The organism is Candidatus Polarisedimenticolaceae bacterium (assembly GCA_036376135.1).
Lineage (GTDB): Bacteria > Acidobacteriota > Polarisedimenticolia > Polarisedimenticolales > DASRJG01 > DASVAW01.
The window spans coordinates 1-25367 of the sequence record DASVAW010000165.1 but is presented as its reverse complement, the minus strand read 5'-3'; the positions used below and the strand labels follow the sequence as shown (position 1 = coordinate 25367).

Annotated in this window: 21 protein-coding genes; 13 read left to right on the top strand and 8 right to left on the bottom strand. The window is 70.8% G+C overall.

Annotated elements, in window-relative coordinates; translation table 11 throughout:
- Positions 1 to 39: 39 nt before the first annotated feature.
- Positions 40 to 639, bottom strand: coding sequence for a TetR/AcrR family transcriptional regulator (locus VF139_18070; GenBank protein ID HEX6853309.1), 600 nt, complete (start codon positions 637 to 639; stop codon positions 40 to 42).
- Between the two features lie 134 nt (positions 640 to 773).
- Between VF139_18070 and VF139_18065 the strand changes: the two genes are divergently transcribed.
- Positions 774 to 1208: a cupin domain-containing protein gene (locus VF139_18065; protein ID HEX6853308.1), complete on the top strand. Its 435-nt coding sequence runs from the start codon at positions 774 to 776 to the stop codon at positions 1206 to 1208.
- A 39-nt stretch (positions 1209 to 1247) separates the two neighbouring features.
- Here VF139_18065 and VF139_18060 read toward each other — a convergent pair whose 3' ends face one another.
- Positions 1248 to 1706 (bottom strand): VOC family protein, encoded by a 459-nt coding sequence (locus VF139_18060; protein HEX6853307.1) that lies wholly within the window; start codon positions 1704 to 1706, stop codon positions 1248 to 1250.
- A gap of 11 nt (positions 1707 to 1717) precedes the next feature.
- Positions 1718 to 1975 carry a hypothetical protein gene (locus VF139_18055; protein HEX6853306.1) on the bottom strand — a complete coding sequence of 86 codons (258 nt, stop codon included), beginning with the start codon at positions 1973 to 1975 and terminating at the stop codon, positions 1718 to 1720.
- Between the two features lie 291 nt (positions 1976 to 2266).
- Here VF139_18055 and VF139_18050 point away from each other — a divergent pair, with 291 nt between their 5' ends.
- The 5 genes from VF139_18050 (at position 2267) to VF139_18030 (ending at position 9186) form a co-directional block, all read left to right on the top strand.
- Positions 2267 to 2479 (top strand): hypothetical protein, encoded by a 213-nt coding sequence (locus VF139_18050; protein HEX6853305.1) that lies wholly within the window; start codon positions 2267 to 2269, stop codon positions 2477 to 2479.
- Between the two features lie 93 nt (positions 2480 to 2572).
- Positions 2573 to 4009 (top strand): pyruvate kinase, encoded by a 1437-nt coding sequence (pyk, locus tag VF139_18045; protein ID HEX6853304.1) that lies wholly within the window; start codon positions 2573 to 2575, stop codon positions 4007 to 4009.
- A 32-nt stretch (positions 4010 to 4041) separates the two neighbouring features.
- Positions 4042 to 4782: a hypothetical protein gene (locus tag VF139_18040; GenBank protein ID HEX6853303.1), complete on the top strand. Its 741-nt coding sequence runs from the start codon at positions 4042 to 4044 to the stop codon at positions 4780 to 4782.
- Positions 4779 to 5507, top strand: a complete 729-nt coding sequence (locus VF139_18035) for a hypothetical protein (protein ID HEX6853302.1) — start codon at positions 4779 to 4781, stop codon at positions 5505 to 5507. The genes VF139_18040 and VF139_18035 overlap by 4 nt, the downstream gene beginning before the upstream one ends.
- Positions 5508 to 5607: 100 nt before the next feature.
- Entirely contained in the window at positions 5608 to 9186 is a 3579-nt protein-coding gene (locus tag VF139_18030) for a hypothetical protein (GenBank protein ID HEX6853301.1), read from the top strand.
- Positions 9187 to 9199: 13 nt separating this feature from the next.
- On the opposite strand, the gene VF139_18025 is transcribed toward VF139_18030, so the two are convergent.
- Positions 9200 to 13360, bottom strand: coding sequence for an FG-GAP-like repeat-containing protein (locus VF139_18025; protein HEX6853300.1), 4161 nt, complete (start codon positions 13358 to 13360; stop codon positions 9200 to 9202).
- A 90-nt stretch (positions 13361 to 13450) separates the two neighbouring features.
- Between VF139_18025 and VF139_18020 the strand changes: the two genes are divergently transcribed.
- The 6 genes from VF139_18020 to VF139_17995 all read left to right on the top strand — a co-directional run bounded on the left by VF139_18020 (position 13451) and on the right by VF139_17995 (position 20573).
- Positions 13451 to 14008 (top strand): sigma-70 family RNA polymerase sigma factor, encoded by a 558-nt coding sequence (locus tag VF139_18020; protein ID HEX6853299.1) that lies wholly within the window; start codon positions 13451 to 13453, stop codon positions 14006 to 14008.
- Positions 14005 to 14619, top strand: coding sequence for a hypothetical protein (locus VF139_18015; protein HEX6853298.1), 615 nt, complete (start codon positions 14005 to 14007; stop codon positions 14617 to 14619). Before VF139_18020 ends, VF139_18015 begins: the two co-directional genes overlap by 4 nt.
- Positions 14616 to 17216, top strand: coding sequence for a CHAT domain-containing protein (locus tag VF139_18010; protein HEX6853297.1), 2601 nt, complete (start codon positions 14616 to 14618; stop codon positions 17214 to 17216). The genes VF139_18015 and VF139_18010 overlap by 4 nt, the downstream gene beginning before the upstream one ends.
- Before the next feature lie 54 nt (positions 17217 to 17270).
- Complete coding sequence (locus VF139_18005; GenBank protein HEX6853296.1) at positions 17271 to 19265, top strand: cation:proton antiporter; 1995 nt, start codon at positions 17271 to 17273, stop codon at positions 19263 to 19265.
- Positions 19266 to 19413: 148 nt separating this feature from the next.
- The gene (locus VF139_18000; protein HEX6853295.1) at positions 19414 to 19983 is read left to right on the top strand and encodes a hypothetical protein; all 570 of its coding nucleotides are present in this window, start codon (positions 19414 to 19416) and stop codon (positions 19981 to 19983) included.
- Positions 19984 to 20117: 134 nt separating this feature from the next.
- Complete coding sequence (locus tag VF139_17995; protein HEX6853294.1) at positions 20118 to 20573, top strand: hypothetical protein; 456 nt, start codon at positions 20118 to 20120, stop codon at positions 20571 to 20573.
- A gap of 152 nt (positions 20574 to 20725) precedes the next feature.
- Here the strand turns inward: VF139_17995 and VF139_17990 are convergent, their stop codons facing one another.
- Both VF139_17990 and VF139_17985 read right to left on the bottom strand, forming a co-directional pair.
- The gene (locus tag VF139_17990; GenBank protein ID HEX6853293.1) at positions 20726 to 21427 is read right to left on the bottom strand and encodes a hypothetical protein; all 702 of its coding nucleotides are present in this window, start codon (positions 21425 to 21427) and stop codon (positions 20726 to 20728) included.
- Between the two features lie 40 nt (positions 21428 to 21467).
- Positions 21468 to 21707: a hypothetical protein gene (locus tag VF139_17985; GenBank protein HEX6853292.1), complete on the bottom strand. Its 240-nt coding sequence runs from the start codon at positions 21705 to 21707 to the stop codon at positions 21468 to 21470.
- 163 nt (positions 21708 to 21870) lie between these two features.
- Here VF139_17985 and VF139_17980 point away from each other — a divergent pair, with 163 nt between their 5' ends.
- The gene (locus VF139_17980; protein HEX6853291.1) at positions 21871 to 23379 is read left to right on the top strand and encodes a M48 family metallopeptidase; all 1509 of its coding nucleotides are present in this window, start codon (positions 21871 to 21873) and stop codon (positions 23377 to 23379) included.
- Positions 23380 to 23422: 43 nt separating this feature from the next.
- Here the strand turns inward: VF139_17980 and VF139_17975 are convergent, their stop codons facing one another.
- Together VF139_17975 and VF139_17970 are read right to left on the bottom strand one after the other, a co-directional pair.
- Positions 23423 to 24688: a TonB family protein gene (locus tag VF139_17975; GenBank protein HEX6853290.1), complete on the bottom strand. Its 1266-nt coding sequence runs from the start codon at positions 24686 to 24688 to the stop codon at positions 23423 to 23425.
- A 158-nt stretch (positions 24689 to 24846) separates the two neighbouring features.
- Positions 24847 to 25281, bottom strand: coding sequence for a response regulator (locus VF139_17970; GenBank protein HEX6853289.1), 435 nt, complete (start codon positions 25279 to 25281; stop codon positions 24847 to 24849).
- Positions 25282 to 25367: the final 86 nt, after the last annotated feature.

Sequence of the window (25367 nt, the reverse complement as noted above, 5' to 3'; positions counted from 1 at the left end):
GGGCGGCGTCCCGGCACCGGCCGGGGCGCCGCGCCAGGCCTAGCGCCGGGGAGCCCTGCGGCCTTCCCGGGGACGCACGCTGTCGAGCAGCCGCTTCGCCACGTGATCGAAGTGCCTGGCGCTTCCGCTCGCCCGCGACACGAGCATCGCCCCCTCGAGCGAGCTGACGATGACCTCGGCGAGTGGGGTGGCCGGGCCGTCGAACCGGAGCTCACCGCGACGACGTCCCGCCTCGAGGACCCCGGCCAGCCACGTCTCGTTTTCGTCGAAGAACCCGGCGATCCGATCCCGCATCGCCTTCGGAAGGGTCGCCGCGTCGGTCGCGAGCATACCGCACAGGCACATCCGCTTCCGCCGGAGCACGGCGCCGTAGAGCCCGGCGTACGCCTCGAGACGGTCCCCCGCGTCCGCGTCGTCGGCATCGATCGCGGCGAGGGCCTCGAAAAACCGGCGGTGGTAGCGCTCGATCAACGCGGCACCGAGGATCCCCTTGGTCGGGAAGTGGTGGTGCAGGCTCGCCTTCCGGACCCCGACGTCCTTTGCGACGTCGGCGTAGCTGAAGGCATTGAATCCACGGACCTGGACCAGTCGCTCGGCGACGTCGAGGATCCGGTTCGCGGTGTCGCGCTTCGCGGGCATCGGCCGCCTCCGTGGGCGGACGTTAACACGCGCGCCGTCCGGGCGGGCCTCCCGAACTTCGCTTGCCAACCTACCTACTGGATGGTAGACAGCGTGCACCGCAGGGCTCCATGGTCCCGCGGAAGGAGGCCCACATGAACAGACGAATCCTCGTATGCGTCGCCGCGATCGCCCTGGTCGTTCCGGGTCAAGTCCTGGCGGGCAAGGGCGCCGCCGTCGTCAAGCCGCGTGCGGAGCTGACCTGGACGCCGGGCAAGATCCCGGGAGTGAGCTCGGCAACCGTCGACGGGGACATGGCCAAGGGGCCGAGCCACTTCTTCCTGAAATACGCCGCCGGACTCGTCACGCCGCTCCACCACCATTCGGCGGACCATTACGTGACGACCGTCTCCGGGAATCTCGTGCTCGTCGTCGACGGGAAGGAGACCCGGGTTCCTCCGGGATCGTTCTTCTCGTTCACGGGAGGAGCGCCGCACGCCGCGCGGTGCGAGGGGAGCGAGGACTGCGTGATGTTCCTCGACGCCCGGGGGGCCTGGGACGTCGTGCCGGAAGCCGCCGCGAAACCCTGACCGGATCCGGGGGGCTCGGCGGCGAGCCCCCCGATCCACTCACATCGACTGCGCCATCCTGCGCGCCATCTCCTCCGGCGCCACGTCCTCGACGTGGGTCGCGATGCTCCAGACGTGTCCGAACGGGTCCTTCAGCTTCCCGTAACGGTCGCCCCAGAACATGTCCGTCGGGGGCATCTGCGCGACGCATCCCGCGGCGGTCGCGCGCGCGAACGACGCGTCGACGTCGGGGACGTAGAGCAGCAGGCTCACCGGGGATCCGCCGAGCGTCTCGGGGGAGACGGCCCCCATCTGCGGCGCTTCCTCGCCGAGCATCACGATCGAGTCCCCGATGCGGATCTCGGCGTGCAGCACCGTGCCGTCGGGCCCGGGCATGCGGTACACCTCCTCCGCGCCGAACGCTTTCGCGTAGAACTCCAGCGCGCGGGCGGCGCCGCGGATCGCCAGGTGCGGCGTGACCGTGTGGTAACCGTCGGGGACGGGTTTCGCGGGGCTCATCGGATTCTCCTTCACGCCGCGTTCGCGGCGGACTTGTCGCCGTAACGGGCGGTCGCCCAGCCCACGAGCAGGCCGACGATCGCCCCCGGGATCATGATCTGGGCGTAATAGTGCTCCCCCGTGGCGGGGTCCGGCTGCATCGCCACGAGGCCGGCCAGGACGAGGCCGATGACCAGTCCGGCGATCGCGATCACCGCGCGACGCCGGACGAAGATCGCGAGAATCCCGATCAGGAACCCCGCGATCACGCTCTTGAGCGAGGAGAGCATCACGATCGTGCCGAGCTGGTCGCGTACCGCGGGCTCGAACGTCGGGATCGGCGCTTCGAGTCCCCTCGATCGCCGACCACCGCGTCGCGGGGAAGATCCCCCCCGGTGTCCGGCCGTCCCGTTCCGTCATGGGCGTTCGCGCGGGAGTCTACGCCGGAACCTCGTCGACGTCGTCTCCCTCCCGCACCTCGCCCGCCTCGACCACGCTCGCGTAGACGCCGGCGGTGTGGGAGGTCTCGCGCACGGGGTCGAGTCGGAGGTGTAGGATCCCCCGCACAGGAGGGTTCCATCATGAAGCAGACGATCCGGATCGCGGTGGCCGCGGCGTTCGCGTTCGCGCTGGTGCTCGGCGTGTCGAGCCTCCTCAGCGAGGCCGAGGCGGGGCGTTGCCTCTGCCCGAAGATCTACGGCCCCGTGAAGTGCGACAACGGGAAGACGTACGTCAACCTGTGCGAGGCCCAGTGCCACAACGCCAAGAACTGCGTGCCGACCGGCGAGATCTGACGCCGTCGATGCGGCGGCGTTCCCCGTCCGTCCTCGCGGCGCGGGCCCGCTGAGCGGCGCCCGCGTCGGCTCCGACGCCGAAGGAGGTGGAGCGTGAGCCTGCCCGCTCACAAGACGAAGCTCGTCTGCACGATCGGTCCCGCCTCGGAAGCCCCCGAGGTCATGGAGCGGATGCTCCTGGCGGGGATGAACGTGGCCCGCCTCAATTTCTCCCACGGTGCTCTCGAGAGCCACGGACGGGTCATCGAGAATCTCCGCGCCGCCTCCCGAAGGTCGGGGCGTCGAGTCGCGATCATGGCCGACCTCCCCGGGCCCAAGATGCGCATCGGTCGAATCGCGGAAGAACCGGTGTACCTCGAGCGGGGGGATCCCTTCACGCTGACCACGGAGGAGATCCTGGGCGATCGGACCCGCGCTTGGGTGACCTTCGAGCCCCTGCCCAGGACGGTTCGCCCGGGGGACACGCTGTATCTGAACGACGGGTTGATTCAGCTCGAGGTGGTGCGGGTGTCCGCGAGCGACGTGACGTGCCGCACGGTCGTCGGCGGGGAGATCCGGTCCCGCAAGGGACTCAACGTCCCCCGCGTGGACCTGGGCATCCGCGCGTTCACGGAGCGGGATCGCGAATGCCTGAGGTTCGCGCTCGAGCACGGCGTCGATGCGGTGAGCCAGTCGTTCGTGGAGAGCGCCGCGGACGTCGAAGCGGTCCGCGCCGCCGCGACGTCGCTGGGGAAGAGCCCCTTCGTCATCGCCAAGATCGAACGCGACCGCGCGCTGGACCGGATCGACGAGATCCTCGAGGCCGCGGACGGGATCATGATCGCCCGTGGGGATCTGGGCGTGGAGGTCCCCATCGAGCGGATCGCCGTCGTCCAGAAGGACCTCATGCGCCGGGCGAACATGCGCGGCAAGCCCGTCATCACGGCCACGCAGATGCTGGAGTCCATGACCGGGAATCCCCGCCCGACGCGGGCGGAGGCCACCGACGTCGCGAACGCGATCCTCGACGGAACCGACGGCGTCATGCTCTCCGGCGAGTCCGCCATGGGGAGATACCCGGTGGAGGCCACGGCGATGCTGGGGAAGATCGCGGCCGCCGTGGAGCCTCACGTGCGCCAGAAGTCCGTCGAGGAGCTCTACCGCGGGGTGGACCTCAGGGGGAGACTGCGGCCCGGACACCTCATCGCCCTGTCCGTGGAAGAGAGCCTGAAGTACGCGTCGCCGGCAGCCGTCTTCGTACCCACGAGGTCCGGTGCGACCGCGCGGAACATCACCCTGTTCCGGCTGCCGGTCTGGATCGTGGCGATCAGCTCCGACGAGGCCACCTGCCGCCGACTCCAGTTCAGCTACGGGGTCCAGCCGGTATTCGAACCCGATTCCACGGAAGACCGGAGCGCCTACATCCGCCGGTGGGTCCGAGACGAAGGCCTCGAAGGAGACTACGCGATTCGGACCGAAGGACCTTCGCCGGAGCATCCGGAGAGCAATCATCGGATGGAGATCGTGGATCTGACACCGGCCCCCGGCTGAAGGGGGCGCTGGACACCCCCGCGAGGTTCCCCTTGAGACAACACCGGTTCTTCCTGGTTCTCTCCTGCTCCTGCTTCCTCTTCACGCCCGGTTCGCTGCTCGCCGACGAGGTCTTCCTCAAGAACGCCGGCACGATCTCCGGCCGGATCGTGGAGCAGACGGACGAGGTGGTGAAGGTCGACATCGGCGACGGCATCGTCGGGGTGCCCACCTCCTCGGTCGACCGCATCGTCAAGGGCAAGACGCCGCTCGACGAATACGACGAGCGGGCGAGCCGTCTGGGCCCGCAGGACGCGAAGGGCTGGCGCGGCCTCGGGCGCTGGGCCTCGCAGCGCGGGTTGTCCTCGCAGGCACGCGAGGCGTACGAGCACGTGCTGACGGTCTCGCCCGACGACGCGGAGGCCAGGCAGGCGCTGGGATTCGTCCAGCTCGACGGTCGCTGGGTCACGGAGGAGGAGAGCTACCGCGCGCGAGGTTACGTGAAGTACGACGGCGAGTGGATGACCGCGGCGGAAGTCCAGGTCGCGCAGTCGGAGGCCGCGGCCTACGAGGCCGAGCGGCGCGCCGCGCAAGCCGAGATCGCCGCGCTCGAGGCCCAGCGCCGCGCCGACGAAGCCGAGCAGGAGGCCCGTGAGGCGCAAGCGGACCGGGATTCGGGCCAGCCCGTCTACTGGGGAGGATGGGGCTACGGAACGACGTACTGGCCTTCGACCCCGAATCGAGGCCAACGGCCGAAACGACCGGCCCAGCTTCCGGCGCGAGGTGGCCGGTGAGCCGCGCGCGGATGGCGATCGCCGCGGTCACGCTCGTCGCGATCTCGGCCGGCACGCCGGCGTCCGCGACCACCGTGGAGCCGTCGGTCGACGAGATCGTGGCGAAGCACCTGGCCGCGCGCGGAGGGCTGACGAAGATCCGCTCCGTTCAGCGGCTCGTGCAGAAGGGGCGCGCGAGCGCCGGCGCGGGCCGGGAGGCCCTCGTGAAACGCGAGTTGGCGCGGCCGGCCCGGACTCGGTTCGAGTTCACCGTCCAGGGTGTCACCTCCGTGCTCGTTTCCGACGGGAAGCAGGGCTGGGTGAGCTCTCCGCTGGATGGACGGTTCGACCCGACGCCGCTTCCCGCCGAGGCCGTCGCCGAGGCGGTCGAACAGGCGGATCTCGACGGGCCGCTCGTCGACTGGAAGGCCAAGGGACACCGGGTGGAGCTCGCCAATCGGGAGCTCGTGGACGGCCGCGAGGTCTACAAGCTGCAGATCACGCTCGCGAGCGGTGTCGTGCGCCACGACTACCTCGACGTGAAATCCCACCACCTCGTCCGAAGCGTGTCGACGCGGCGGTTCCGCGGGCGGCCCGTCCAGGTCACCACCACGTTCGGCGACTTCAAGAAGACCCAGGGGCTCCTCTTCCCCCACCGGATCGAGGTCGAGGCGGCCGGGCGGCCGAATCGCCTCCGCGTGGTCGTGGACGAGATCGAGGTCGATTCCGCTCCCCGGCCACGGTAGGGTCCGCGCGGGGTCGGGCTGGAGGATCGGGCCGGAGCGGCGTACCTTTCCGGCTGCCCGCACGGCCCTCCCGGGCCGGGCGGCGCGCCGGGGGTTGCGGATGCTTCGATCGATCGGCCGAACCGCATGGGTGTGCCTCGCGGCGTGCCTGCTCGCCGTCGGGTCTCCCGACGTCGCCGCGAGGGACACCGCCCCGAAGAAGAAGGAGCTCCAGCAAGTCGCCCCCGCGCTGCCGAGCGGGGGCGAGCGCGATCGCGAGGCGAAGATCGCGCCGTACCCCAGGACCGACACGATCACCTCCCACCGCAACGCGCAGGGGCAGTCGGTCTACGCCGTCGCCGCCTCCCACTTCGACGTCTCCGAGCCGCTCGAGGTCCTGGCCGCGCGCGCCCCCGCGGTCGCCGTGGAGCGCGAGGACGAGCCGCCGCGCAACCCGCTGCTCCCGCCGTGGCGCCGGATCCGCTCCGGGGTCCCCGACCCCGTCGCGCAGCCTGCCCCCGCCGGGGGAACGTTCCTCACGGGAACCCCGACGATCGGGTTCAACTTCCCCGGGGTCGGGACCGTCGGCCTCACGCCGTCCGACAGCAACGGCTCGGTCGGGAACAACCAGTTCGTGGAAACCGTGAACACGCGTTACCAGGTCTGGTCGCTCAACCGGTCGAACAAGACCGCGACCTCGCTCTTGGGTCCGATCAACATCAACACGCTCTGGTCGGGGTTCGGCGGTGCTTGCGAGACGCAGAACAGCGGCGACCCGATCGTCCTCTTCGACAAGCTCGCGAACCGCTGGTTGATCTCGCAGTTCACCTCAAGCCCGGCGAACGGCACGTATTACCAGTGCGTGGCGGTCTCGACGGGCGCGAACGCGGCGGGAGCGTACTTCCGGTGGGCGTTCGCGGTGCCGAACGGGCGCTTCGGCGACTACCCGCACTTCGGCGCGTGGTCGGACGCCTATTACCTGATGGCGCACGCGTTCACGTCCTCCTCGGGCTCGTACGTCGCGGCGCTGTTCGCCGCGATGGACCGCGGGAAGATGATCGCGGGGAGCCCGGACGCGACGTGGCAGGTGATCGAGGATCCCTTCGAGGGCGGGCACATGCCCGCAGACCTCGACGGCTTCGCGCCCCCGCCCACCGGCGCGCCGGGGATCTTCCTGTCGGTGCACGGGGCGTCCATGCATCTGTACCGGATGAAGGTCGACTTCCAGACGCCCGCGAACACGACCCGTACGCGGCAGGCCGTGATTCCGATCGCGCCGGCCACGGGGGCCTGCAACGGCGGAGGGGACTGCATCCCGCAGCCGGGCACCACCCAAACGCTCTCCTCGCTGGGCGACCGGCTGATGTTCCGGGCGGCGTACCGCAACTTCGTCGACCACGAGTCGCTGGTGGTGAGCCACTCCGTCGATCCTTCGGTATCCGGGGTGGCCTCCGGGGTCCGGTGGTACGACTTCCGCCTCTCCGGGTCTCCCGACGCCGTCTGTTCCGCCTTCCCTTGTGTGCGTCAGCAGGGAACCGTCGCCGACGTCCCCGGCGGGCGCAGCCGCTGGATGCCCTCGGTCGCGATGGATACGGCGGAGAACATCCTCGTGGGGTACAGCACGACGGGGCTCACCGCGGGGTCGGACAACCACAGCATCCGGTTCACCGGCCGCTCCAAGGACGACCCGTTGGGGAGCATGACGGTCGCCGAGACGACGATCGTCACCGGCACCGCGAACAACACCAACGCCCGCTGGGGCGACTACACGAGCATGAGCGTCGATCCCTTCGACGACTGCACCTTCTGGTACGTCGGCCAGTACTTCGCCACGGCGGGGAACTGGTCGACCCGGGTCGCCTCGGCGGCGTGGCCGAACGGGAGCGGCGCGGGGTTCTGCCCGGCGACGGCGTGCACGACGCGACCGCCGAGTGCACCCACGATCGGGGCGGCGACCGTGCCGGCGGACAACCGCATCACGGTGTCCTGGACCGGGCTCGTCCCCGCGCCCGGCGCCTACGCGATCGAACGCGCCGACGGCACCTGCGCGAACCCCGGGCTCTACCGGCCGCTCGCCTCCGTCCCGGGGACGACCACGACCTTCACGGACACGTCGGTCCTCGGCGGGCTGTCCTACGCCTACCGCGTGATCGCGGCGACCGACGCGGCGGGGAAGTGCCAGTCGCTCGTCGCAAGCGGGTGCACCGAGGCGACGGCGACCGGCACGTGCAACCTGAAGCCGAGCTTCGCGGGGGCGGCGTCCGGCACGAGCGCGAACGGGACCAACTGCGGCGTGACCCTGCAGTGGAACCCCGCGACGACGAGTTGCCCGCTCACCCCGAACGTCCGGTACAACGTCTACCGCGGGACCACCCCCGACTTCGTCCCCTCCGCCGCGAGCCGGATCGCGACCTGCGTGACCGGACCGAGCTCCCACACCGACGTGAACGCGCTCTCGAGCGGCGTCACCTATTACTACGTCGTGCGCGCCGAGGACGACAGCACGGGGAACGGCGGGCCCTGCGGCGGCGGCAACGAGGAGACCAACGCTGCGGTCGTCCCGGGGACCGCCTACGGCCCCGGCACGCAACCGTCGCCCGGCACCTGGACCGACGGCGGCGGCGACGGAACGGCGTTCCTGCAGCTCAACGCGGCGGGGGCGGGGAACACCTCCGATCCGTCGTGGCGGGTCGTGAGAGCCGCGGACGACGCCGGCGCGAACCACACCGCGTCCGGCGCTTACGCCTACCGGAACGCCGGCCCGGCCGCGTCGAACACGTACACGCCGAACACCTGCACCGAGGTCCAGTCGCCGGCGCTGACGGCCGGGGCGACGAGCCTCAACCTCCGTTACTGGGAGCGGCACCAGCTCGAGTACCACTGGGACGGCGTCGCGGTCGAGTACTCGGTCAACGGCGGCCCGTGGAACGACGTTCCCGCCCCGAGCAACGACAACGCCTCCGGCTGCGAGGTAGCGGATGCCACGACCGGCTGGGAGCCGCTGGCCTGCACGCAGTCGCCGCCGATCAACGCCTGCGGTTATCCGGCGACGAAGAACGTGCTCAACGGCCCCTTCGCGAGCGGAACCTCGTGCAACGACTACGGGACCGGCGGGGTCACCGCGTACGCACGGCGCTGCCACCCGATCTCGGGCCTCGCGGACGGCGATGCGGTCCGCTTCCGCTGGCGGTTCGCCTCGGACCCCGCGGCGGAGTTCGCGGGGCTCTACCTCGACGACGTCGAGGTCACGAACGTGAAGCTCCCCAACGCCTGCGTCCCCGACACCTGCGCCTCGCTCGCGAACGGGGCGGCGTGCGACGACGGGAACGCCTGCACCGCGGGGGATTCCTGCGGCGGCGGCACCTGCCAGCCCGGGGCGACGATTCCCGTTCCCGCGGAGGTCGCCGGCGTGGCCGTGAGCGGATCGACGACGACCACGATCGCCTGGACCGGGCTCGGGGGCGGCGTGGTCTACGACGTGGCGTCGGCGGCGCTGTCCGAGCTCCGCACGTCGGGCACGACGACGGCGACGTGCCTCGGGAACGATCTGGCGAACACGAGCTTCGACGACGCGCGCCCCGACCCGGCGAGCGGAGACGGTTGGTACTACCTGGTCCGCGCGCAGAGCGGCTGCGGCGCGGGGACCTACGGGTTCGACTCCACGCCTTCGGAGCGGATGCCGGCGGCGGGGTGCCCGTGAGCGGAGCGAAGCCTCACGGGCACGTTCCTCCCGCCGCCCCCTGCACCTCCGCGTCGCGGAGCCCCACCTGCGTCCCCGCCGGCTCGTCGTAGGTGCCGTTCGTGGCGCAGTTCACGGCGCGAACCAGGAAGTAGAAATGATCGTTGACCGGCGTCGGGTAGGGGTCGGTCACGGACGTCGATGTCGCGTCGTTGGCTGAGCAGTTGTCCACCGTCGAGGTGAAATCGCCTCCCGACGACTTCAGGAGGAGAAGCCGCCCGCGCACCGTGTCGTAGCGGTCGGCCCCGGCTACCGCAGCCCAGCTGAAGGTGACCGAGATGCCGCTTCGCGTGATCGTGGCGATCGAGGGCGTCCCGGTCGGCGCGGGGAGGGCGTCCGCCGTCCCGTTGCAGTCGTTGTCCTTCCCGTCGCAAACCTCCGGATTCCCGGGGAACATCGAGTCGTCGGCGTCGTTGCAGTCTCCCGCCGTCGCGACGTAGCCGGTGGGTTGGGCGCAGGCGTTCTGCGACAGCGACGACGTGCCGTACGTATCGCCGTCCGCGTCGCGGTACCAGAGGGTGGCGCACGGGGTCCTGAAGTCCGCTTCGGTGACGTTGTTCCCCTGCACGGCGAACCAGCGCGACGCCGGGAAGTAAGGGTTGTGCGAGAAATAGCGCGCGCGCCACCGGTACACCGTCTGCGGGAGGAGGCCGGTGACCAGCCTCTCCGTGTCCGTGGCGCTTCCGTTCGCGCCGGGAACCCCGGAGTCCGCGGGGCCGGCGGTTCCGCTGACGCCGGAACCGAAAGCCTGCCCGGGAGAGGCGACCTGGAACTGGTACCCGACGGAGTCGCGGCCGGCGGGGGTCCGCCGGAAGAGTCGGATCCTGAAACGATCGGACGAGTCGGCGTTGCCGACGTGCGCGATCGGCGCGGTGGTGGAGGACCGGATCTGCCGCGGACGGCGATCGAGGCCGTCCCCACCGCCGCCGTAATAGACGTGGACGGCACCCGATCCTTCGCCGTACGCGCCGACGATCACGTCGGAGAAGCCGTCGCCGTTGACGTCCCCGGCTCCCGCGGCTGCGTGCCCGAACTGGTCGCCGGCGTTCGCGCCCGTCACCGACCAACCCGCGGTCGAGCCGATGCCGGTCGACGAGCCGAGGTAGACCGCGGCCGAGTTCCCGGATCCCGCGCCGATCACGACGTCGGAGAAGCCGTCGCCGTTGACGTCTCCCGCGGAGCCGACGCGATCGAGGTAGGAGAAGGAGACCGTGCGAGCGGCCGTCGTGGAGAGCCCCGACGCGCTCCCGTGGAACACCTGCCATTGGCCGCTGCTCGCCCCCGAGGCGCGATCGATCACCACCACGTCGGAAAAACCGTCGCCGTTGACGTCGCCGGCTCCGCCGACGCCGTGGCCCATGCCGCTGAACGTCCCGGCCTTCGTCCAGCAGGGACTCGCCGAGACCCCGGCCGCCGAGCCGCAGTACACGTAGGCGAAGTCGGAGCCGAAAGTGTCCGGGCGCCCGACGATCACGTCCGAGAAGCCGTCGCGATTGACGTCGCCGCCGCCGGAGACGCTGCGACCGAACTCGTTCCCTTCGGCGAGCGCGGTCTCGTTGTCGTTGCGCAAGCCCGTTCCCGAGCCGTGGTACACGAACGCCTCGCCGGCGCTCCGGGCACCGACCACGACGTCCGCGAAGCCGTCCCCATTGACGTCACCCGCGCCGGAGACGCTCTCGCCGAAGTTGGCGTCCGGTGGGCCCGACGTGCCGTAGTGCGAGTCCTGGAAGTCCGCGGTGGGGTCGACGCCCGAGGGGCCGCCATGGAACACGAAGACCCTCCCGGTGCGTACCGGTTGCCCGGTGTTGATGTTGAACTCGGGGGCGCCGACCACCACGTCGTCGTAACCGTCGCCGTTGACGTCCCCCGCGCCCGCGACCGCCCACCCGAACAGCGCGCCGGCCTGGTTCGACTGGAGCGTGGCGTTCGGGGAGGTCGGCAATCCGCCTCCCGACCCGAGGTAGACGAACGCGCCGCCCTCGTCCGTCTGCCCGTTGTCGTATCCCTCGGCGCCCACGATCACGTCGGAGAAGCCGTCGCCGTTGACGTCGCCGGCGGAGGCGACGGACCATCCGAAGTCGGTGTCCACCGTCGCTCCCGAGAGGACGATGTCGTCGAGGGAGGCCGTCGTCAGCCCGTCTCCCGATCCGAGGAAGAGATAGGCGCGCCCCTCGTTGGTCTGGCCCGCGTCGTAGTCGGAGGCCCCGGCGATCACGTCGGAGTACCCGTCGCCGTTGACGTCCCCCGCCGTCGCGACGGATCTCCCGATCTTCCCCGAGTCCTGGTCGCCGTCGAAGGTCCACGGCGAGGACGTACGCAATCCTTGGGCGCTTCCCGGCCACACGTAGATCCGTCCGCGATCGGTTCCCGCCCCGTCGAAGTTGAGCGCCCCCGCGATGACGTCCGCGAAACCGTCGCCGTTGACGTCCCCGGCGGTGGCGACCGACGTCCCCAGCAGCGCGCCGGGCCCGTCCGACTCGATGCGATGGGTGTACGACGCGGACAGTCCCGACGCGGACCCGCGGTAGAGGTAGACCGCGCCCTCGTTGGTCTGTCCGTTGTCGAAGGCGTTGGCACCCACCACCACGTCGGCGTACCCGTCGCCGTCGACGTCCCCTGCGGTGGCGACCGACACGCCGAACTGGGCCTCGAGCTGGTTCGGCTCCGCGGACCAGCTGTGGCCCGCCGCGAGACCGCCGGGTCCGCCGTGGAACACCCACGCCTTCCCCTCGCCGCTCTCTCCGCTGTTGTAGAGATAGGCGCCCACGATGAGATCGTCGTACCCGTCGCCGTTGACGTCGCCTGCGGTCCCGACCGCGCCGAGCCTGGCGTTCGCCTGATTCGACTGGATGGCCCACTCCTGCGAGGCGTCGAACACGGAAGTGGGGTGCCCGTACCGAACGAACACGGCCCCCTCGTCGACCTGCCCGTCGTCGAGGTACGCCGCGCCGACGGCGACGTCCGAATAGCCGTCGCGGTCGACGTCCCCCGCCGGCGCGACGTAGCCGCCGTAGTTCGAACCGGAGCTCCCGCGACTGTCCGTCTTGTCGACGACGGCATTCATCGGATTGCCTCCGAGGTAGACGAAGACCTGCCCGACGTCCGCGACGCCGGGGTCGTACGCCGGGGCCCCGACGATCACGTCGTCGAAGCCGTCGCCGTTGAGGTCGCCCGCGGTCGAGACGGCGGCGCCGAACTGCGCCGAGGCCTGATCGGCCTGGAACGTCACGCTCGCCGTGGTCGACGGACCGGAGGCGGACCCGAGGTAGAGGAAGGCCGCCCCTTCGTCGGTCTGCCCGGCGTCGTACCCCCACGCGCCGACGACGACGTCGGAGAAGCCGTCGTTGTTGACGTCCCCCGCGGTCGCGACCGAAATTCCGAGCGAACTGCCGGCCTGGTTCGACTCGACGACCCACGACGGGCTCGTCAGCAGCGGATCGACGTGGAGGGGATAAACGGCGTCGGCGTCGTCGACGTGAATCTCCAGGCGCCCCTCGGCGAGCTCGAAGCTCGACGGGACGACGCGCCCCAGCGCGTCGGTGGTGAGAAGGTGCCCGAGGCGTGCGACGGGCTCGCCGCCGGGGGACCGAAACTCGATCGACGCGCGGTCCTCCGCGAGGAACGGGAGGAGGTCGCCGCCGAGTTCGACGGCGATCCGGAGGAGCCCACCCGCGCGCGACCCCGGCGGAGGGGCGTGGACGTCGAACGTTTGCTCGAGCCCGCGCGTGTCGTTGATCCAGGTCTCGACGATCCCCATGCGGACGATCGCCGCGCGATTCCCTTCGGAGGTCACGGCGCCCCGCTCGGCCGGCCCGAAGTGCTCGCCCCGCCCCCACGCCAGGCCGCCGAGGGTCAGTCGCCAGCCGCCCTCGCGGGGATCGGCTCCGCGGGTCCGGGACTCGATCGAGATCCCGTCGCCGGCGACGCGCGCCCGGAGGTCGTGGGCCCGGTTCGGCGCGCACGCCGCCCCCGCTTCGTCCGCCGCGAAGCGGTACTCGGCGGCGGCGACCTCCGCGGAGGCCTTCGCCAGCCAGCCGGGGTCGGGCGCCTGAGCCCAAGCGGGCCCCGTGAGCGTCAGGGACAACGCGAAAGCCGCGGCGTACGGGGCACGTCGACCCGGGTTCTCGATTAGCATGGGGCCTCTCCTCGCCCTGAACAGAACGCGTCCGTCGCGGGATCCCCTCAGCCCGCGGGGAGATTCGAGGCACGGGGAGACGGGAGCCGGATGAGCGTTCCGCGCGAGCCCGACGGCGCGATCGAGCACTCGAGCGAACCGGAGATCGGGCACGACCAGCTGCGGGCCAGGCTCGCCGAGGCGGTGCGACGCATCTGCCCCTGGTGGCTACGCTCGCAAGCCGACGATCTCGTCGGGGTCGCGATCACGCGCATCGTGGCGGCGCAGGAGTCGCGTGAGGGGAACTGGAGGGCGACGCCGTTCTATGTCCAGCGAGCGGCGTTCAGCGCCCTGGTCGACGAGATCCGTCGGCGACGGCGCAGCCGGGAGGTTCAGGCCCCGGAGGGCCTCGAGGAGGGCATGATCGTCGACGAACGGGGCGATCCGGAGCGCGCCGCCGCCTCGCGCGAGATCGCCCGCGGACTTCGCGCCTGTCTCGCGACGCTCGCGGCCGACCGTCGGCTCGCCTGCGTCGTTCGCTTGCAGGGACATTCCGTTCCCGAGGGAGCGCGCATTCTCGGCTGGTCCGAGAAGCGGACCGAGAATCTGGTCTACCGGGGCATGGCGGATCTCCGCCGCTGCCTCGAGGCGAAAGGGCTCAAGCCGTGAAGGACCTCGAGTCGGCGTTCGCGTCGACGGCCGACCCCTCCGGATCGACGGCGCCTTGCCCCGAGGCGGAGGCGATCTGGGACGCGGTCTGCGGTGCGTCGACTCCGGAAACGCGGCGCCGCGTCGTGGACCACCTCGCCGTCTGCGGCGCCTGCTCGGAGGCTTGGCGCCTGGCGGTCGCCGCAGGAGCGGCGCCGGTCCAGGTCGCCGCGCCCCGCCGATCGGGTCCCTACTGGCTCGCCGCGGCCGCCGTGTTGATCGCGGCGGCCTCGCTCTGGATCGCGATCCCTCGAGGGCCCGAGCCGGAATACCGGCAGGGGACGCGCCGCGAGATCGCGTCCCTCGTGCCCCAAGGGGCCGCGCTTGCGCGACACCACTTCCGGCTCCGGTGGTCGCCCGTCGAGCCCGGCGCGATCTACCGGCTCCGGGTCGCGACCGCGGACCTCGATGTGCTCGCGACGGTACCGAACCTCGCGGGGACCGAGTACCTCGTCCCCGCCGAGGCCCTCGGCTCCCTGCCGCGCGGCGCCACCATCGTCTGGCAGGTCGACGCCGTGCTCACCGACGGCCGGCGCGTCTCCTCGCCGAGCTTCAGCGCGAGCGTCGAGTGAAACGGCTCGCCCGGCGCACGCTGCTGGGCGTCGCGATCCTGGCGGCGGCTCCGGCGCCGGTGCGCGCCGTGACGATCGAGTCGTGCGAGGCGGGGCTGCGGGGAACCGGACACGCCGTCGATCGCTGGGCCTGTTTCTTCATGGCCGCGCGCGAGCAGAAGGCCTGGCCCGAGGTCAGGCGGCGGCTCGAGGCGGCGGTGGCGGTCGATCCGGCGAACGACGCCGCCCGCATCGTTCTGGCGGGGGTCCTGGCGGACCTGCGTGATCCCGGGGCCGACGCGTCGTACCGCCGGGCCATCGACGGGTTCGTCGCGGGAGGCGACGCCTACGCCGAGGCCCGCGCGCGCGTCTGGTACGCGATGTACCTGGGGTACGGCGGCCGGAACGCGGAGGCGGAGGAACAGCTCGGGGCGGCTTCGTCGGCCGCGGCGCGATCGGAGGACGCGGTCGTCGGCGCGCGCGTGGAGGCCCAGCGCGGATGGCAGGCGATCCGCCTCGCCGACTATGCGGCGGCGCGCGCCGCGTTCGAGCGCGCCGGGACGGTCGCTTTCCGAGAGGGTCCCGACGACCTCGCCTCCGCGGTCGCGGGGGGTCTCGGGGCCGTCGCCTGGGCGACGGGCCGTTACCGCGAGGGGCTGGAGGCCTACCTCGCCGACGCCGAGCGCTGTCGCATCCGCGGCGACCGGTTCGAGGAGTCGACGCAGCGCTCGAACGCCGCGGTCCTCGCCGGACGCCTGCTCGAGCGAGGGGAGATCTCCGTCGAGGAAGTCACGGGTCTCGTGCAGGCGGCGGTCGACAGCGCCGTCGCCGCAGGTAACCCCGCCGCCGAGGCCGCGGCCTGCCTGCTGCTCGCGCGGCTGCGGTCCGTCCCCGACGAGCGACAGGGGGAGCTCGCCCGTCGGGCCCTGGACGTCGGGCGGAACCTGGGGAACGCGCGCCTCGAGGTACAGGCGCTGCGCGCCCTCGCGGTGCGCAGCCGGCAACCCGACGAGGCCCTGGCCCTCGTCGACGAGGCGATCGACGCGGCGAAAACGCGCGGGAGCCCCGACGAAGTCGTGCGAAGCCTCTTCGCCCGGAGTCACGTGCAGTGGAGGTTCGCGCGACGCGCCGAGGCGATCGCGGCCTGCGAGGCGGCCTTCGATGCGGTCGATGCGCTGCACGCGGGGCAGTCCGACACGCTGATCGCCGCCCGGGTCGCGGCGGAGTGGGGGAGCTGGTACGCGACCTGCGCGGGCAGGACCCTGGGTGACGGCGAACCTTCCGACGAGGATCTGGCGGTCGCCTTCGAGATGGCCGAACGGGGGCGGCGAGGCTCCGCGACGCTCGCGTCGCTCCGCCGCACGCTCGCCGACGACGAGGCCATGCTCGTCTTCCAGCTCTCCACGCGGCTCGAACATCCCGAGATCCACCTCTTCGACGACCGCGGGGGGTCGTGGGTGTTCGTCATCGAGCGGGAGCGCGTCCGCGTCGTGCCGGTCGGCGAGTCGGTGGAGCTCGAGCCGAGGATCGAGCTTTACCTGGGCCTGGTCGACGCGAGCGATCCCGGCGCGTCGCGCGCGGGGCGGCGACTGCACGCCGAGCTCTTCGAAGCGCCGCTGCGCACGGTCGCTCCGACGGTGCGGCGCCTCGTCGTCGTCCCCGATCGGGGGATGCACCGCCTCCCCGTGGCCGCGCTGCCGACCGGCGAAGGCGACGCCCGCCTGGCCTCACGCTACGAGATCTCGATCGCCCCTTCAGCGTCCGCGTGGCTCGCCGCGCGCGGCGGAGCATCGGTTCCGCCGTCGGCGCTCGCCGTCGCCGACCCGGAGACGAAGGACTCGGCGCAGGTCGCGGTCTTCCGTTCCGCCTACGGGAGGATCCCCCGGGCGGTGGACGAGGCGACGTGGCTCGTGCGACTGCTCGGCGGCGAGAGCCGCGTCGTCACCGCGGAGGCGGCCTCCGAACGGTTCATCAAGACGACCGATCTCGCCCCTTACGGGGTCGTGCACTTCGCCGCGCATGCGGTCGTGGACGACGCCCGTCCGGATCGCGCGGCGATCGTCCTGGCCCGCGGGGATCCTTCCGAGGACGGACTGCTGACCGCCGCCGAGATCGCGGCGCTCGACCTCAGGGGCCGGGTGGTCGTCCTGTCCGCGTGCTCGAGCGCCGGGGGGGAGCTCCTGTCCGGAGAGGGCGTGTTCGGGTTGACCCGCGCCTTCTTCCGGGCCGGTGCGCGAGCCGTGGTGGCCTCGTTGTGGCCGGTTCGCGACGACGACGCGGCGGCCTTCGTGAGCGATCTGGCCGCGGAGCTGGCCCGCGGACGGCGGCTGTCCGACGGCTTCGCCCGCGTCCGGCGCGACCGGATCGAGGCCGGCGTCGCGGACGTCGCCTGGGCGGGCTTCGAGCTGTACGGGGACGGGGCCGTGGTCGTCGCACCGGGGGGAAGCGGCACCGTTTGGTCGCGGATCGCGCCGCTTCGCGCGGTCCACCCGGGCGGGCTCGTCGTCGGTATCGTAGCGGCCGGCCTCGTCGTCGTCGTGGGTCGACGCGTGGTTCCCCTGCTCGCGAAGCCTCCTCGCGAGAAGGGGGAGCACGCGTCGCGGGAACCTCGGCGATAATTTCCGGCTCGCAACTCGACGGTTCGAGGCTGAAGCCTCTCGAGGAACGACGCCGTGCACGATGTCCCCCTGCTGATCAACATCACCGTCGCCTTGGGGATGGCGTTCCTCGGCGGGATCGCCGCAAGGAAACTCGGGCTTCCGACGATCGTCGGCTACCTGCTGGCCGGGATCGCCATCGGGCCGTTCACGCCGGGGTTCGTCAGCGACCTGGAGACGATCCGGCAACTGGCCGAACTCGGCGTCATCTTCCTCATGTTCGGCGTCGGGCTGCATTTCTCGTTCTCCGACCTCCGGCGGGTCCGCGACATCGCGATTCCCGGCGCGCTGGTCCAGACCGCGCTCGCCACCGCGGCCGGCGTGGTCCTCACGCGGTCGTGGGGATGGTCCTGGAGCGCGGGTCTCGTGCTCGGGCTGTCGATCTCCGTGGCCAGCACCGTCGTGTTGCTGCGCGGGTTGATGGACCATTCCCTGCTGAACACCTCGCACGGCCGGGTTGCGGTCGGCTGGCTCGTCATGGAGGACCTGTTCTCCGTCCTGATCCTCCTGTTGATGCCGGCCATGGCCAGCGGGCAGGACGGGATCGACTGGGCTCATCTGACCCGGACGCTCCTGACCGCGGCGGCGTTCGTCGGGATCATGCTCGTGGCGGGCGTGCGGATCATCCCGTGGCTTCTCGAGCGCATCGCGCACATGCGGTCCCGTGAGCTGTTCGTCCTGGTCGTGCTGGCGATCACGCTCGGAACCGCCATGGCCGCTTCGGAGCTGTTCGGGGTGTCGTTGGCCCTCGGAGCCTTCCTCGCGGGGGCCGTCATCAGCGAATCCAAGCTGAGCCACCAGGTGGGAGCCGACATCTTCACGTTTCGCGAGGCCTTCTCGGTGCTGTTCTTCGTCTCCGTGGGCATGCTCGTGAACCCCGCCTTTCTGTGGACACACCTCGGCCAGGTCGCGCTGCTGACGCTTCTGGTGGTGGTCGGCAAGGGCCTGATCGTCATCCTGATGGGGTTGTTCTTCTCGAGGCCGGCGCGCACGTTCCTGGTGGTCGCGGTGGGACTGAGCCAGATCGGCGAGTTCTCGTTCATCCTGGGGCAGGCGGGGTTGTCGCTCGGCCTGCTCGATCTCGATCAGTACTCGCTCCTCCTCGCCGGCGCCGCGCTCTCCATCACCGTCAACCCGTTCCTGTTCCGCGCCCGTCCGCGCCTGGAGACGCTTCTCCGCCGCGTCCCGGGTTACTGGAAGCCGCAGGAATCGCTGCGGCCCCTCTCGGGGGTCGCGGAGGAGCGGCTGACGGAGCACGTCGTGGTCGTCGGGTTCGGGCGGGTCGGGAAACACCTCGTCGACGTGCTCCAGTCGCTCCGGGTCCCGTTCGTCGTCATCGAATCGGACATCGACCGCATCGCCGTCCTCAACGAGCGGGGCATCCCCGCGCTGTACGGCGATGCCGCCAACTCGGAGGTCGTCACGCAGGTGGCGCTCGAGCGGGCGCGCGCGCTCGTGAGCACGGTTCCGGAGGACAGCGCGGCCCTCGTGATCGTGACCTCGGCGAGGGACATCAACCCGAACCTGAGGATCATCGCCCGTGCCGCGACGGCAGAGGGCGTTCGGCGCTTGGCGAAAGCCGGCGCGCATCACGTCATTCACCCCGAGCTCGAGGGAGGCCTCGAGCTCGTCCACCACACGCTGTTGAGCCTGGGTTATCCCCTGCGTCAGTCCCACGAGTACGCGGAATCCGTCCGGAGGGATCACTACGACGCGCGGATCGATTCGGACGCCGAGCACCGGTCGCTCGAGGAGCTGCTCCGCGCCTCGAAGGGCCTCGAGATCACGTGGATGGGGCTCTCGCGGGGCAGCCCGTTGATCGGCAAGACGCTGGCCGAGGCCGATGTGCGCTCGCGCACCGGCGCGTCGGTGGTGGCCCTGATCCGGCGCGGGACGCTCGTCCCGAACCCGAAGTCGTCCACCGTCTTCGAGGACGGGGATCGCGTCGCCGTGATCGGCGAGGACCGCCAGATCGACGCCGCCCGGAGGATCGCCGAGAGCCGCGATTGAGGTCCACGTTGCCTTCCGTCTGCCGGGGGAGTAACTTCTCGTTGTCCTCAAAGGCCCCCCACGGGGGGACCAGACAACACGCCGGTGAACGCCGGCGCGAACAGAAGGCCCGGGCTTCGGCCCGGGCCTTCGCCGTCGTGGGGGTTTCATGTCGCACGGGACCGATCTCCGGCACGACGCGGCCTCACTCGAGGCCGCCTTCTTCACCGGCGAGAACGCGGACCTGCTCGACGAGTTGCGGCGCAAGACCGACGAGGGCGAGCGCCGGGCGATGCTGCGCGAGGTCGTGAAGATCCGGGACGAGAAGTTCCTCGATCGCCTCGTCGCCCTGGGCATCACTCCCGAGACGGCCCTGGCGGTGGCGCTCATCCCCCTCGTCGTCGTCGCCTGGGCGGACGGCAAGCTGGAGGATCGGGAGCGCGAGGCGATCCTGAAGGCGGCGCAGGAGCGCGGCGTCGCGGCGGACCGGATCGCGCGGCGACTGCTCGCGAACGCCCTCGCCCGCAGGCCGGATCCGAAGCTGCTCGCGATCTGGAAGGCCTACGTGGGGCGGCTGTGGGGTCGCTTCACCGCCGACGAGAGCTGGCAGATGCGCAGCAACGTGCTCCGCTCCACCCGCGAGGTCGCGGAATCCGCCGGCGGGTTTCTGGGGATCACCTCGAAGATCTCCGCCGAGGAGCGGCGGGTCCTCGAGGACCTCGAGAAGCTCCTCGACTGAGCCGGCCCGGGGGCGCCTCCCGCCGGGTTGACTTGGGCGTCCCGGTCCATACGTTTTCTCCCGACCGGACTCGCCGCGTTCGGCGCAAGTCCACCCCTGAAACGAGTCGCACCGACTCGATCGAGGAGAGACGGATGATGGGGAATTCCTTCGGAATCGTGTCCATGATCCTCGCGCAGGCGCTGCTCGCGAACGGCGCGCAGGCGGCGAGCCCCGCGGTGAGCGCCGGCACGGGCACCGGCGGGTGCGTCGTCGTGCTGGACTGCGGCGGGGTCACGCAGCAGGCGGTCCCGGACGCCGACGGGAGGTTCGTTTTCCGCGACGCCCCGCAAGGGGAGTGCACCGTGCGCGCGGTGGAGAACGCGACGCCGCTGGCCGCCAGCCAGGTGGTCGCGCCGCGCGACGCGGCGAGCGGCATGGCGACCGGAAAGCGCATGCACAAGCCGGTGCGGTTCCAAGTCACGCTGGAGAACCCGCCCGGCGCCGCGAGAGCGGCGGCGCCCGCCGACCTCGCGGCGGACGGCTCCGTCCGCGTCGTCGCCCGCGGGAAAGGGCACGAGCTCAAGGGGCACGTCACGCTGATCAAGTAGCGCGCCGGGGAGGGGGTCTCGCTCTGCGCGGGGCCCCTTCCCCCCCCCGCGCCGACGGCACTCGCGGGCAGGATTGTCCGTGAAGCCCCGAAAAAGCCGTCCGGCGAAGGGGTTGAGGGGGGATGTTCCCTTCGCCGAACGGCGGCGGCGTTTTAGCGCCGCGCGAGGATCAGGGGCTGGTCGAGGGTCAGGGCGAGGTCGGTCCCGGCGGGGATCACGACTTCCTTGCCCTTCGTACCGGCGGCGATGCCGGTGCCGATTCCGGTGCCGATGACGGCGCCGATGGCGGCGTCCTTGGTGCTGCCGCCGAGGATCTTGCCGAGGAGCGCACCGCCGGCCGCGCTGCCGCCGATGATGCCGCCCGTCTTGCCGCCCGACTTGGCGATGCTCGTCAGCGAGCCCGACATGGACGAGGAGTCGCCCGCCGGGGTCGTGAGCTTGGTGAACGCCAACGCGATCGCGCCGCCCTTCTCGGAGACGTCGAGACCCTTCGTCGCCGGATCGACGCCGGTGACGCGACCGTGAATCGTGCTTCCGACCGGGATCGCGACCTGATCGCCGATGACGATCGCCGAGGTCGTCGTGCCGGTGACCGTATCGCCCACGGAGCTCGTGGCGGAGCCGACCGACGAGGCCAGGGTCATGTGGACTTCCGTACCCTGGGGAACGGTGACGCGAGCGGCCCTGGGCTCCGCCGCGCGGAAGCTCGACGAGGCGCCGGAAGTCTTCTGCGGGACGTCGATCGCGGAGGAGGAGGGGGGAGGGGGCTGCTGGATGCAGCCGAACAGCGTCACGGCGAGGAAGGCCGCGCCGAGGGGCGCAGCGGCGTGAAGAGCGGATCTGGGGGCGTTCATGGCTTCTCCTTCGAAGCTGGATCGAGCAGGTTGCAGGTCGTCATGACGTCGCCGGTCCGCCGAGTCGTTTCCCGTCGGAGACCAACAAGACGATGCCGCCCGCGAGGGCGAGTCCGCCCACGAGCGGCGACAGCGGGACGCGGTGCGACCGTTCGGTCGTCATGTGAATGGGGCCCAGCTGCATGCCCTCGCCGCGGGTCGTGTAGCTGAAGCCTTCGTACGCGAAGGCCACGACGCCGAGCACGATGAGGAGGGTCGCGAGCACGGATTTCAGGTTCATGGGCCTTCTCTCCTGTGAGGTTCAACTCGCAGGGTAGGTGGCGGCGCCGGGAAACTCGATGGGGTCTAACCCTACCGCCCTCCGCCGGTTGGGGTCATCACCCCATGGGTTCCCCGGTCTCCGCCGCACACGATGGGGTCGTGTATCCAAGGAGACCCAGAACATGAGAATCGAACCCCTTCGACGGATCCTGAACCTCGGTATCCTCGTGACGCTGTCGGCTCTGGTCGCGAGCGGCGCCGCGGCGCAGACGAAGATCAAGCCCGGCTTCAACCTCTTCTCGACGGAACAGGACCTCGAGATCGGTCGTCAGTCCGCGACCGAGGTCGAAAGCCAATTGCCCATCCTCCACGACCGTAAGGCAGACGCCTACATCAACGCCGTGGGGCAGCGCCTCGCGGCGGCCATGCCCGGAACGAAGTTCCCCTACCAGTTCAAGATCGTGAACGCCTCGGACATCAACGCGTTCGCCCTGCCCGGCGGGTACATGTACCTGAATCGCGGGCTCATCGACGCCGCGAAGAACGAAGGCCAACTCGCCGGCGTCATGGCCCACGAGATGGCCCACGTGGCCCTTCGGCACGGCACCAACCAGGCGTCGAAGGCCTACATGGGGCAGGCGGGCCTTGGCCTCCTCGGCGGGCTCCTCACCAAAGACGACAAGGCACCCAACAAGGTGATCGGCGCGGTCGGCGGCTTCGGGCTCAACGCCCTGTTCCTGAAGTTCAGCCGCACCGACGAGGAACAGGCGGACGTCGTGGGAGCACAGGCGATGGCCCGGGCCGGCTACGACCCGCAGGACATGGTCGACTTCTTCGAGCTGCTCAACTCCAAGCAGGCGCGCGAACCGAGCAAGGTGGAGCAGTTCTTCAGCAGCCATCCGGCTCCCGAAGGACGCGCGAACCGCATCCGGAACGAGATGAAGCTGCTGACCGTGCGCGAGACCGCGCCGGTGGGGAACCTCCGCAGGACCCAGACGACGCTGGCTGGGATGCCGGCCGCGAAGTCGATGCAGCAAATCGCCACGAACAAGCCCGCCACCCCGTCGCCGCGCGCGGTATCGAATACGCGGTACGGCGACCTCCGCATCGAGGTGCCCGCGACGTCCTATCGGACGTTCGCGCATCGCAACGGTTCCTACCAGATCGAATACCCGTCGAACTGGACCCCCAGCCAGGCGGCCGACGGTTTCGGCGTGACGATCGCGCCCGAGGGCGGGTTCGTGGACGCGGGCGGCGCCGAGAAGGACCTGATCTACGGCGTCGTCATCAATCACTACCAGCCGTTCCTGAACGACCCCGATCCGGCCGTCGATCGGTTCTCGTTCCAGGGAGCCGTCGGCGCGCGGAACGTAAGTCGAACGAACCTCGCCGAGGCGACTCGCGACCTCGTCGGTCAGATTCTCCGCACCAATCCCTCGCTGACGCCGGTCCCCGACTCCGAGCGCATCGACACGATCGACGGCGCCTCCGCCATCTCGCTCGTGTTGTCCGGACGCTCCGCGGTGACGGGCGAAGAGGAGCGGGTGACGGTGTTCACCCGCGAGTTGGCCGACGATCACGTCGTGTACGCGCTGTTCATCGCCCCCGGGCAGGACTACGCCGAGCTCAAGTCGACCTTCAACCACATGATCGGGACCCTTCGCGTCACCGATACCACCACCCATCGATGACGCGGGAGCGGGCCTCCCTTCCGAAGGGAAGGGGCGCCCGCTCTCATTCGAAGTCGATGCGAATCACGAGCTCCGAATCGACCGGCCTTCCCCCGACGACGGCGGGCGCATAACGCCATTGTCGCGCCGCATCCACTGCGGCTTCCTCGAATCCCCGACCCGCCGGCCGCGCGACCACCACTCGAGGATTGGCCACGGAGCCGTCCACCTTCACGAGCACCTTCAGGGTCACCTCCCCCTTCAACCCCAGCCACTTCGCAGTCGGCGGAACCACCGCCGGAACGAACGCGATCCGTTCCGCGGGGCGATCCGTGGGTGGCTTGGCGTTCCCGTTGTCCCGCGACGGCGCGGCCGCCGCGCCGGGTTTCCAGGTGGCGATGGTCGCGGGCGGCGCAGGGTTCGGCGGGGCGGCGGCGGGAGCCTTGATCGCGGGGCGCCAGGTGGCGATCGTCGCAGGTTTGGCCGGCGGCTCGGAGACGGGGGGCTTCTCGACGACCTCGTCGACGACGGGCTGGGTCGCGGGGGGTTCCTCGACGACCTCGTCGACGACGGGCGGTGTCGCGGGCGGTTCCTCGACGATCTCGTCGACGACGGGCGGTGTCACGGGGGGTTCCTCGACGATCTCCTCGACGACGGGCGGTGTCGCGGGGGGTTCCTCGACGACCTCGTCCACCACGGGCGGGGTCGCGGTGGGCTCCGCGGTCGCGCCGACCTGCTCCAGGGTCCGCTTCAACCCCGCATTCGCGATTGCGATGCCGCTTCGGACGAAGCCGAGAGGCTGCAGCTCGAGGACCAGCCCGACCCGCGGCAGCCACCAGTCGGCGGGCGGGACCTGGGCGGTGAGGACGACGCCGCAGCGGTCGTCGACCCACACCGCGGTGCCTTCGTGGAGACCGTTCTCGAGTTCGACGGCTCCCACTCGGGGCGGGCCGAATCGTTCGAGGATCTCGCGTGCAGCCGTGGGGGAAGGCGGCATCGCAACGCGAACCCGCACCGCGCGGGGCGGCGGCCGCCGGTCGATACGACCGTCGAACTCCACGTACAGGTCGAGCGGAGGGCCGGGGTAATGCACGCCCGATGTCTCGACGCCACCGGGTTCGCGCAGGAGCGAACGCATCCCCGCGGCGGGTCGCTTCGCGAGGACCTCCTCGGCGCTCATTCCCGGCGCGAGGCCCTCGAGCTCCCAGCGCGCGCAGGAGGAGTCGGTCGCCGCCCATCCGTGGCCGGCAAGCGCGCCGAGCGCGATCGCGAGCGCGGCCCATCGCATCGGGCGTCCGACCTTCCGTATTTCTGCGCCCATTCGGTCCATGTTCGAATCGTACACGCCCCGGGGACGCCGTCTTCGTTCAGAAGCAAAACGCGACCCCGACTCCGGCACCGCGCGCCGTCCGCGTGGAGCTCCGGCGCCTGGTGCCGTGCATGATCGAGCGCCTCCTCGGGCGCGAGCGTCGCCGGACCGGCGGCCCTCTAGTTCACGAATTCGGCGCGGGGATCCCGTTTCCATCCGAGGCTCTCCGGCGCGTACGGCTCGAATCCGGCTTTCTGCAGCTGCCCCGTCACGACGCGTTCGACGGCGACGAGGGAGAACGGCGTGTGGACGACTTCGACTCGGAGCTTCCCGACGCGGGCCGCCTCCTCGGGCGACAGCGAGGTTCGCGAGAGCAGCAGCGTTCGCGAGGAGAGATCGGGCCACTCCGTGGCCATGGTCTCCAGCCACTCGAGTCCGCTCCCGTCGGGTGGATCCATGTCCAGGACGATCAAGTCGACGTGGAGCTCCTGGAGCACTCGAGTGGCGTGCCTGAGATCCTCGAAGACGAGGCCGACGTGTCCCGCCGACTCGAACGCCAGCGCGATCAACTCCGCCACGAGGGGCTCTTCGCTCGCGACAACGCCGAAAGTCACCGGGATCTCCTTTCCGATGCGCGTCTAGGGGAGCGCCGAGTCCGCGGGTTCGGCTTGAAGGGCGGCCCTCACGACGTATCGCCGTG

Bases quoted from the DNA above. Each gene is read 5' to 3' on its own strand.
- VF139_18070 (HEX6853309.1), bottom strand. From the start codon at position 639: ATGCCCGCGAAGCGCGACACCGCGAACCGGATCCTCGACGTCGCCGAG.
- VF139_18065 (HEX6853308.1), top strand. From the start codon at position 774: ATGAACAGACGAATCCTCGTATGCGTCGCCGCGATCGCCCTGGTCGTT.
- VF139_18060 (HEX6853307.1), bottom strand. From the start codon at position 1,706: ATGAGCCCCGCGAAACCCGTCCCCGACGGTTACCACACGGTCACGCCG.
- VF139_18055 (HEX6853306.1), bottom strand. From the start codon at position 1,975: ATGCTCTCCTCGCTCAAGAGCGTGATCGCGGGGTTCCTGATCGGGATT.
- VF139_18050 (HEX6853305.1), top strand. From the start codon at position 2,267: ATGAAGCAGACGATCCGGATCGCGGTGGCCGCGGCGTTCGCGTTCGCG.
- VF139_18030 (HEX6853301.1), top strand. From the start codon at position 5,608: ATGCTTCGATCGATCGGCCGAACCGCATGGGTGTGCCTCGCGGCGTGC.
- VF139_18025 (HEX6853300.1), bottom strand. From the start codon at position 13,360: ATGCTAATCGAGAACCCGGGTCGACGTGCCCCGTACGCCGCGGCTTTC.
- VF139_18020 (HEX6853299.1), top strand. From the start codon at position 13,451: ATGAGCGTTCCGCGCGAGCCCGACGGCGCGATCGAGCACTCGAGCGAA.
- VF139_18000 (HEX6853295.1), top strand. From the start codon at position 19,414: ATGTCGCACGGGACCGATCTCCGGCACGACGCGGCCTCACTCGAGGCC.
- VF139_17995 (HEX6853294.1), top strand. From the start codon at position 20,118: ATGATGGGGAATTCCTTCGGAATCGTGTCCATGATCCTCGCGCAGGCG.
- VF139_17990 (HEX6853293.1), bottom strand. From the start codon at position 21,427: ATGAACGCCCCCAGATCCGCTCTTCACGCCGCTGCGCCCCTCGGCGCG.
- VF139_17985 (HEX6853292.1), bottom strand. From the start codon at position 21,707: ATGAACCTGAAATCCGTGCTCGCGACCCTCCTCATCGTGCTCGGCGTC.
- VF139_17980 (HEX6853291.1), top strand. From the start codon at position 21,871: ATGAGAATCGAACCCCTTCGACGGATCCTGAACCTCGGTATCCTCGTG.
- VF139_17975 (HEX6853290.1), bottom strand. From the start codon at position 24,688: ATGGACCGAATGGGCGCAGAAATACGGAAGGTCGGACGCCCGATGCGA.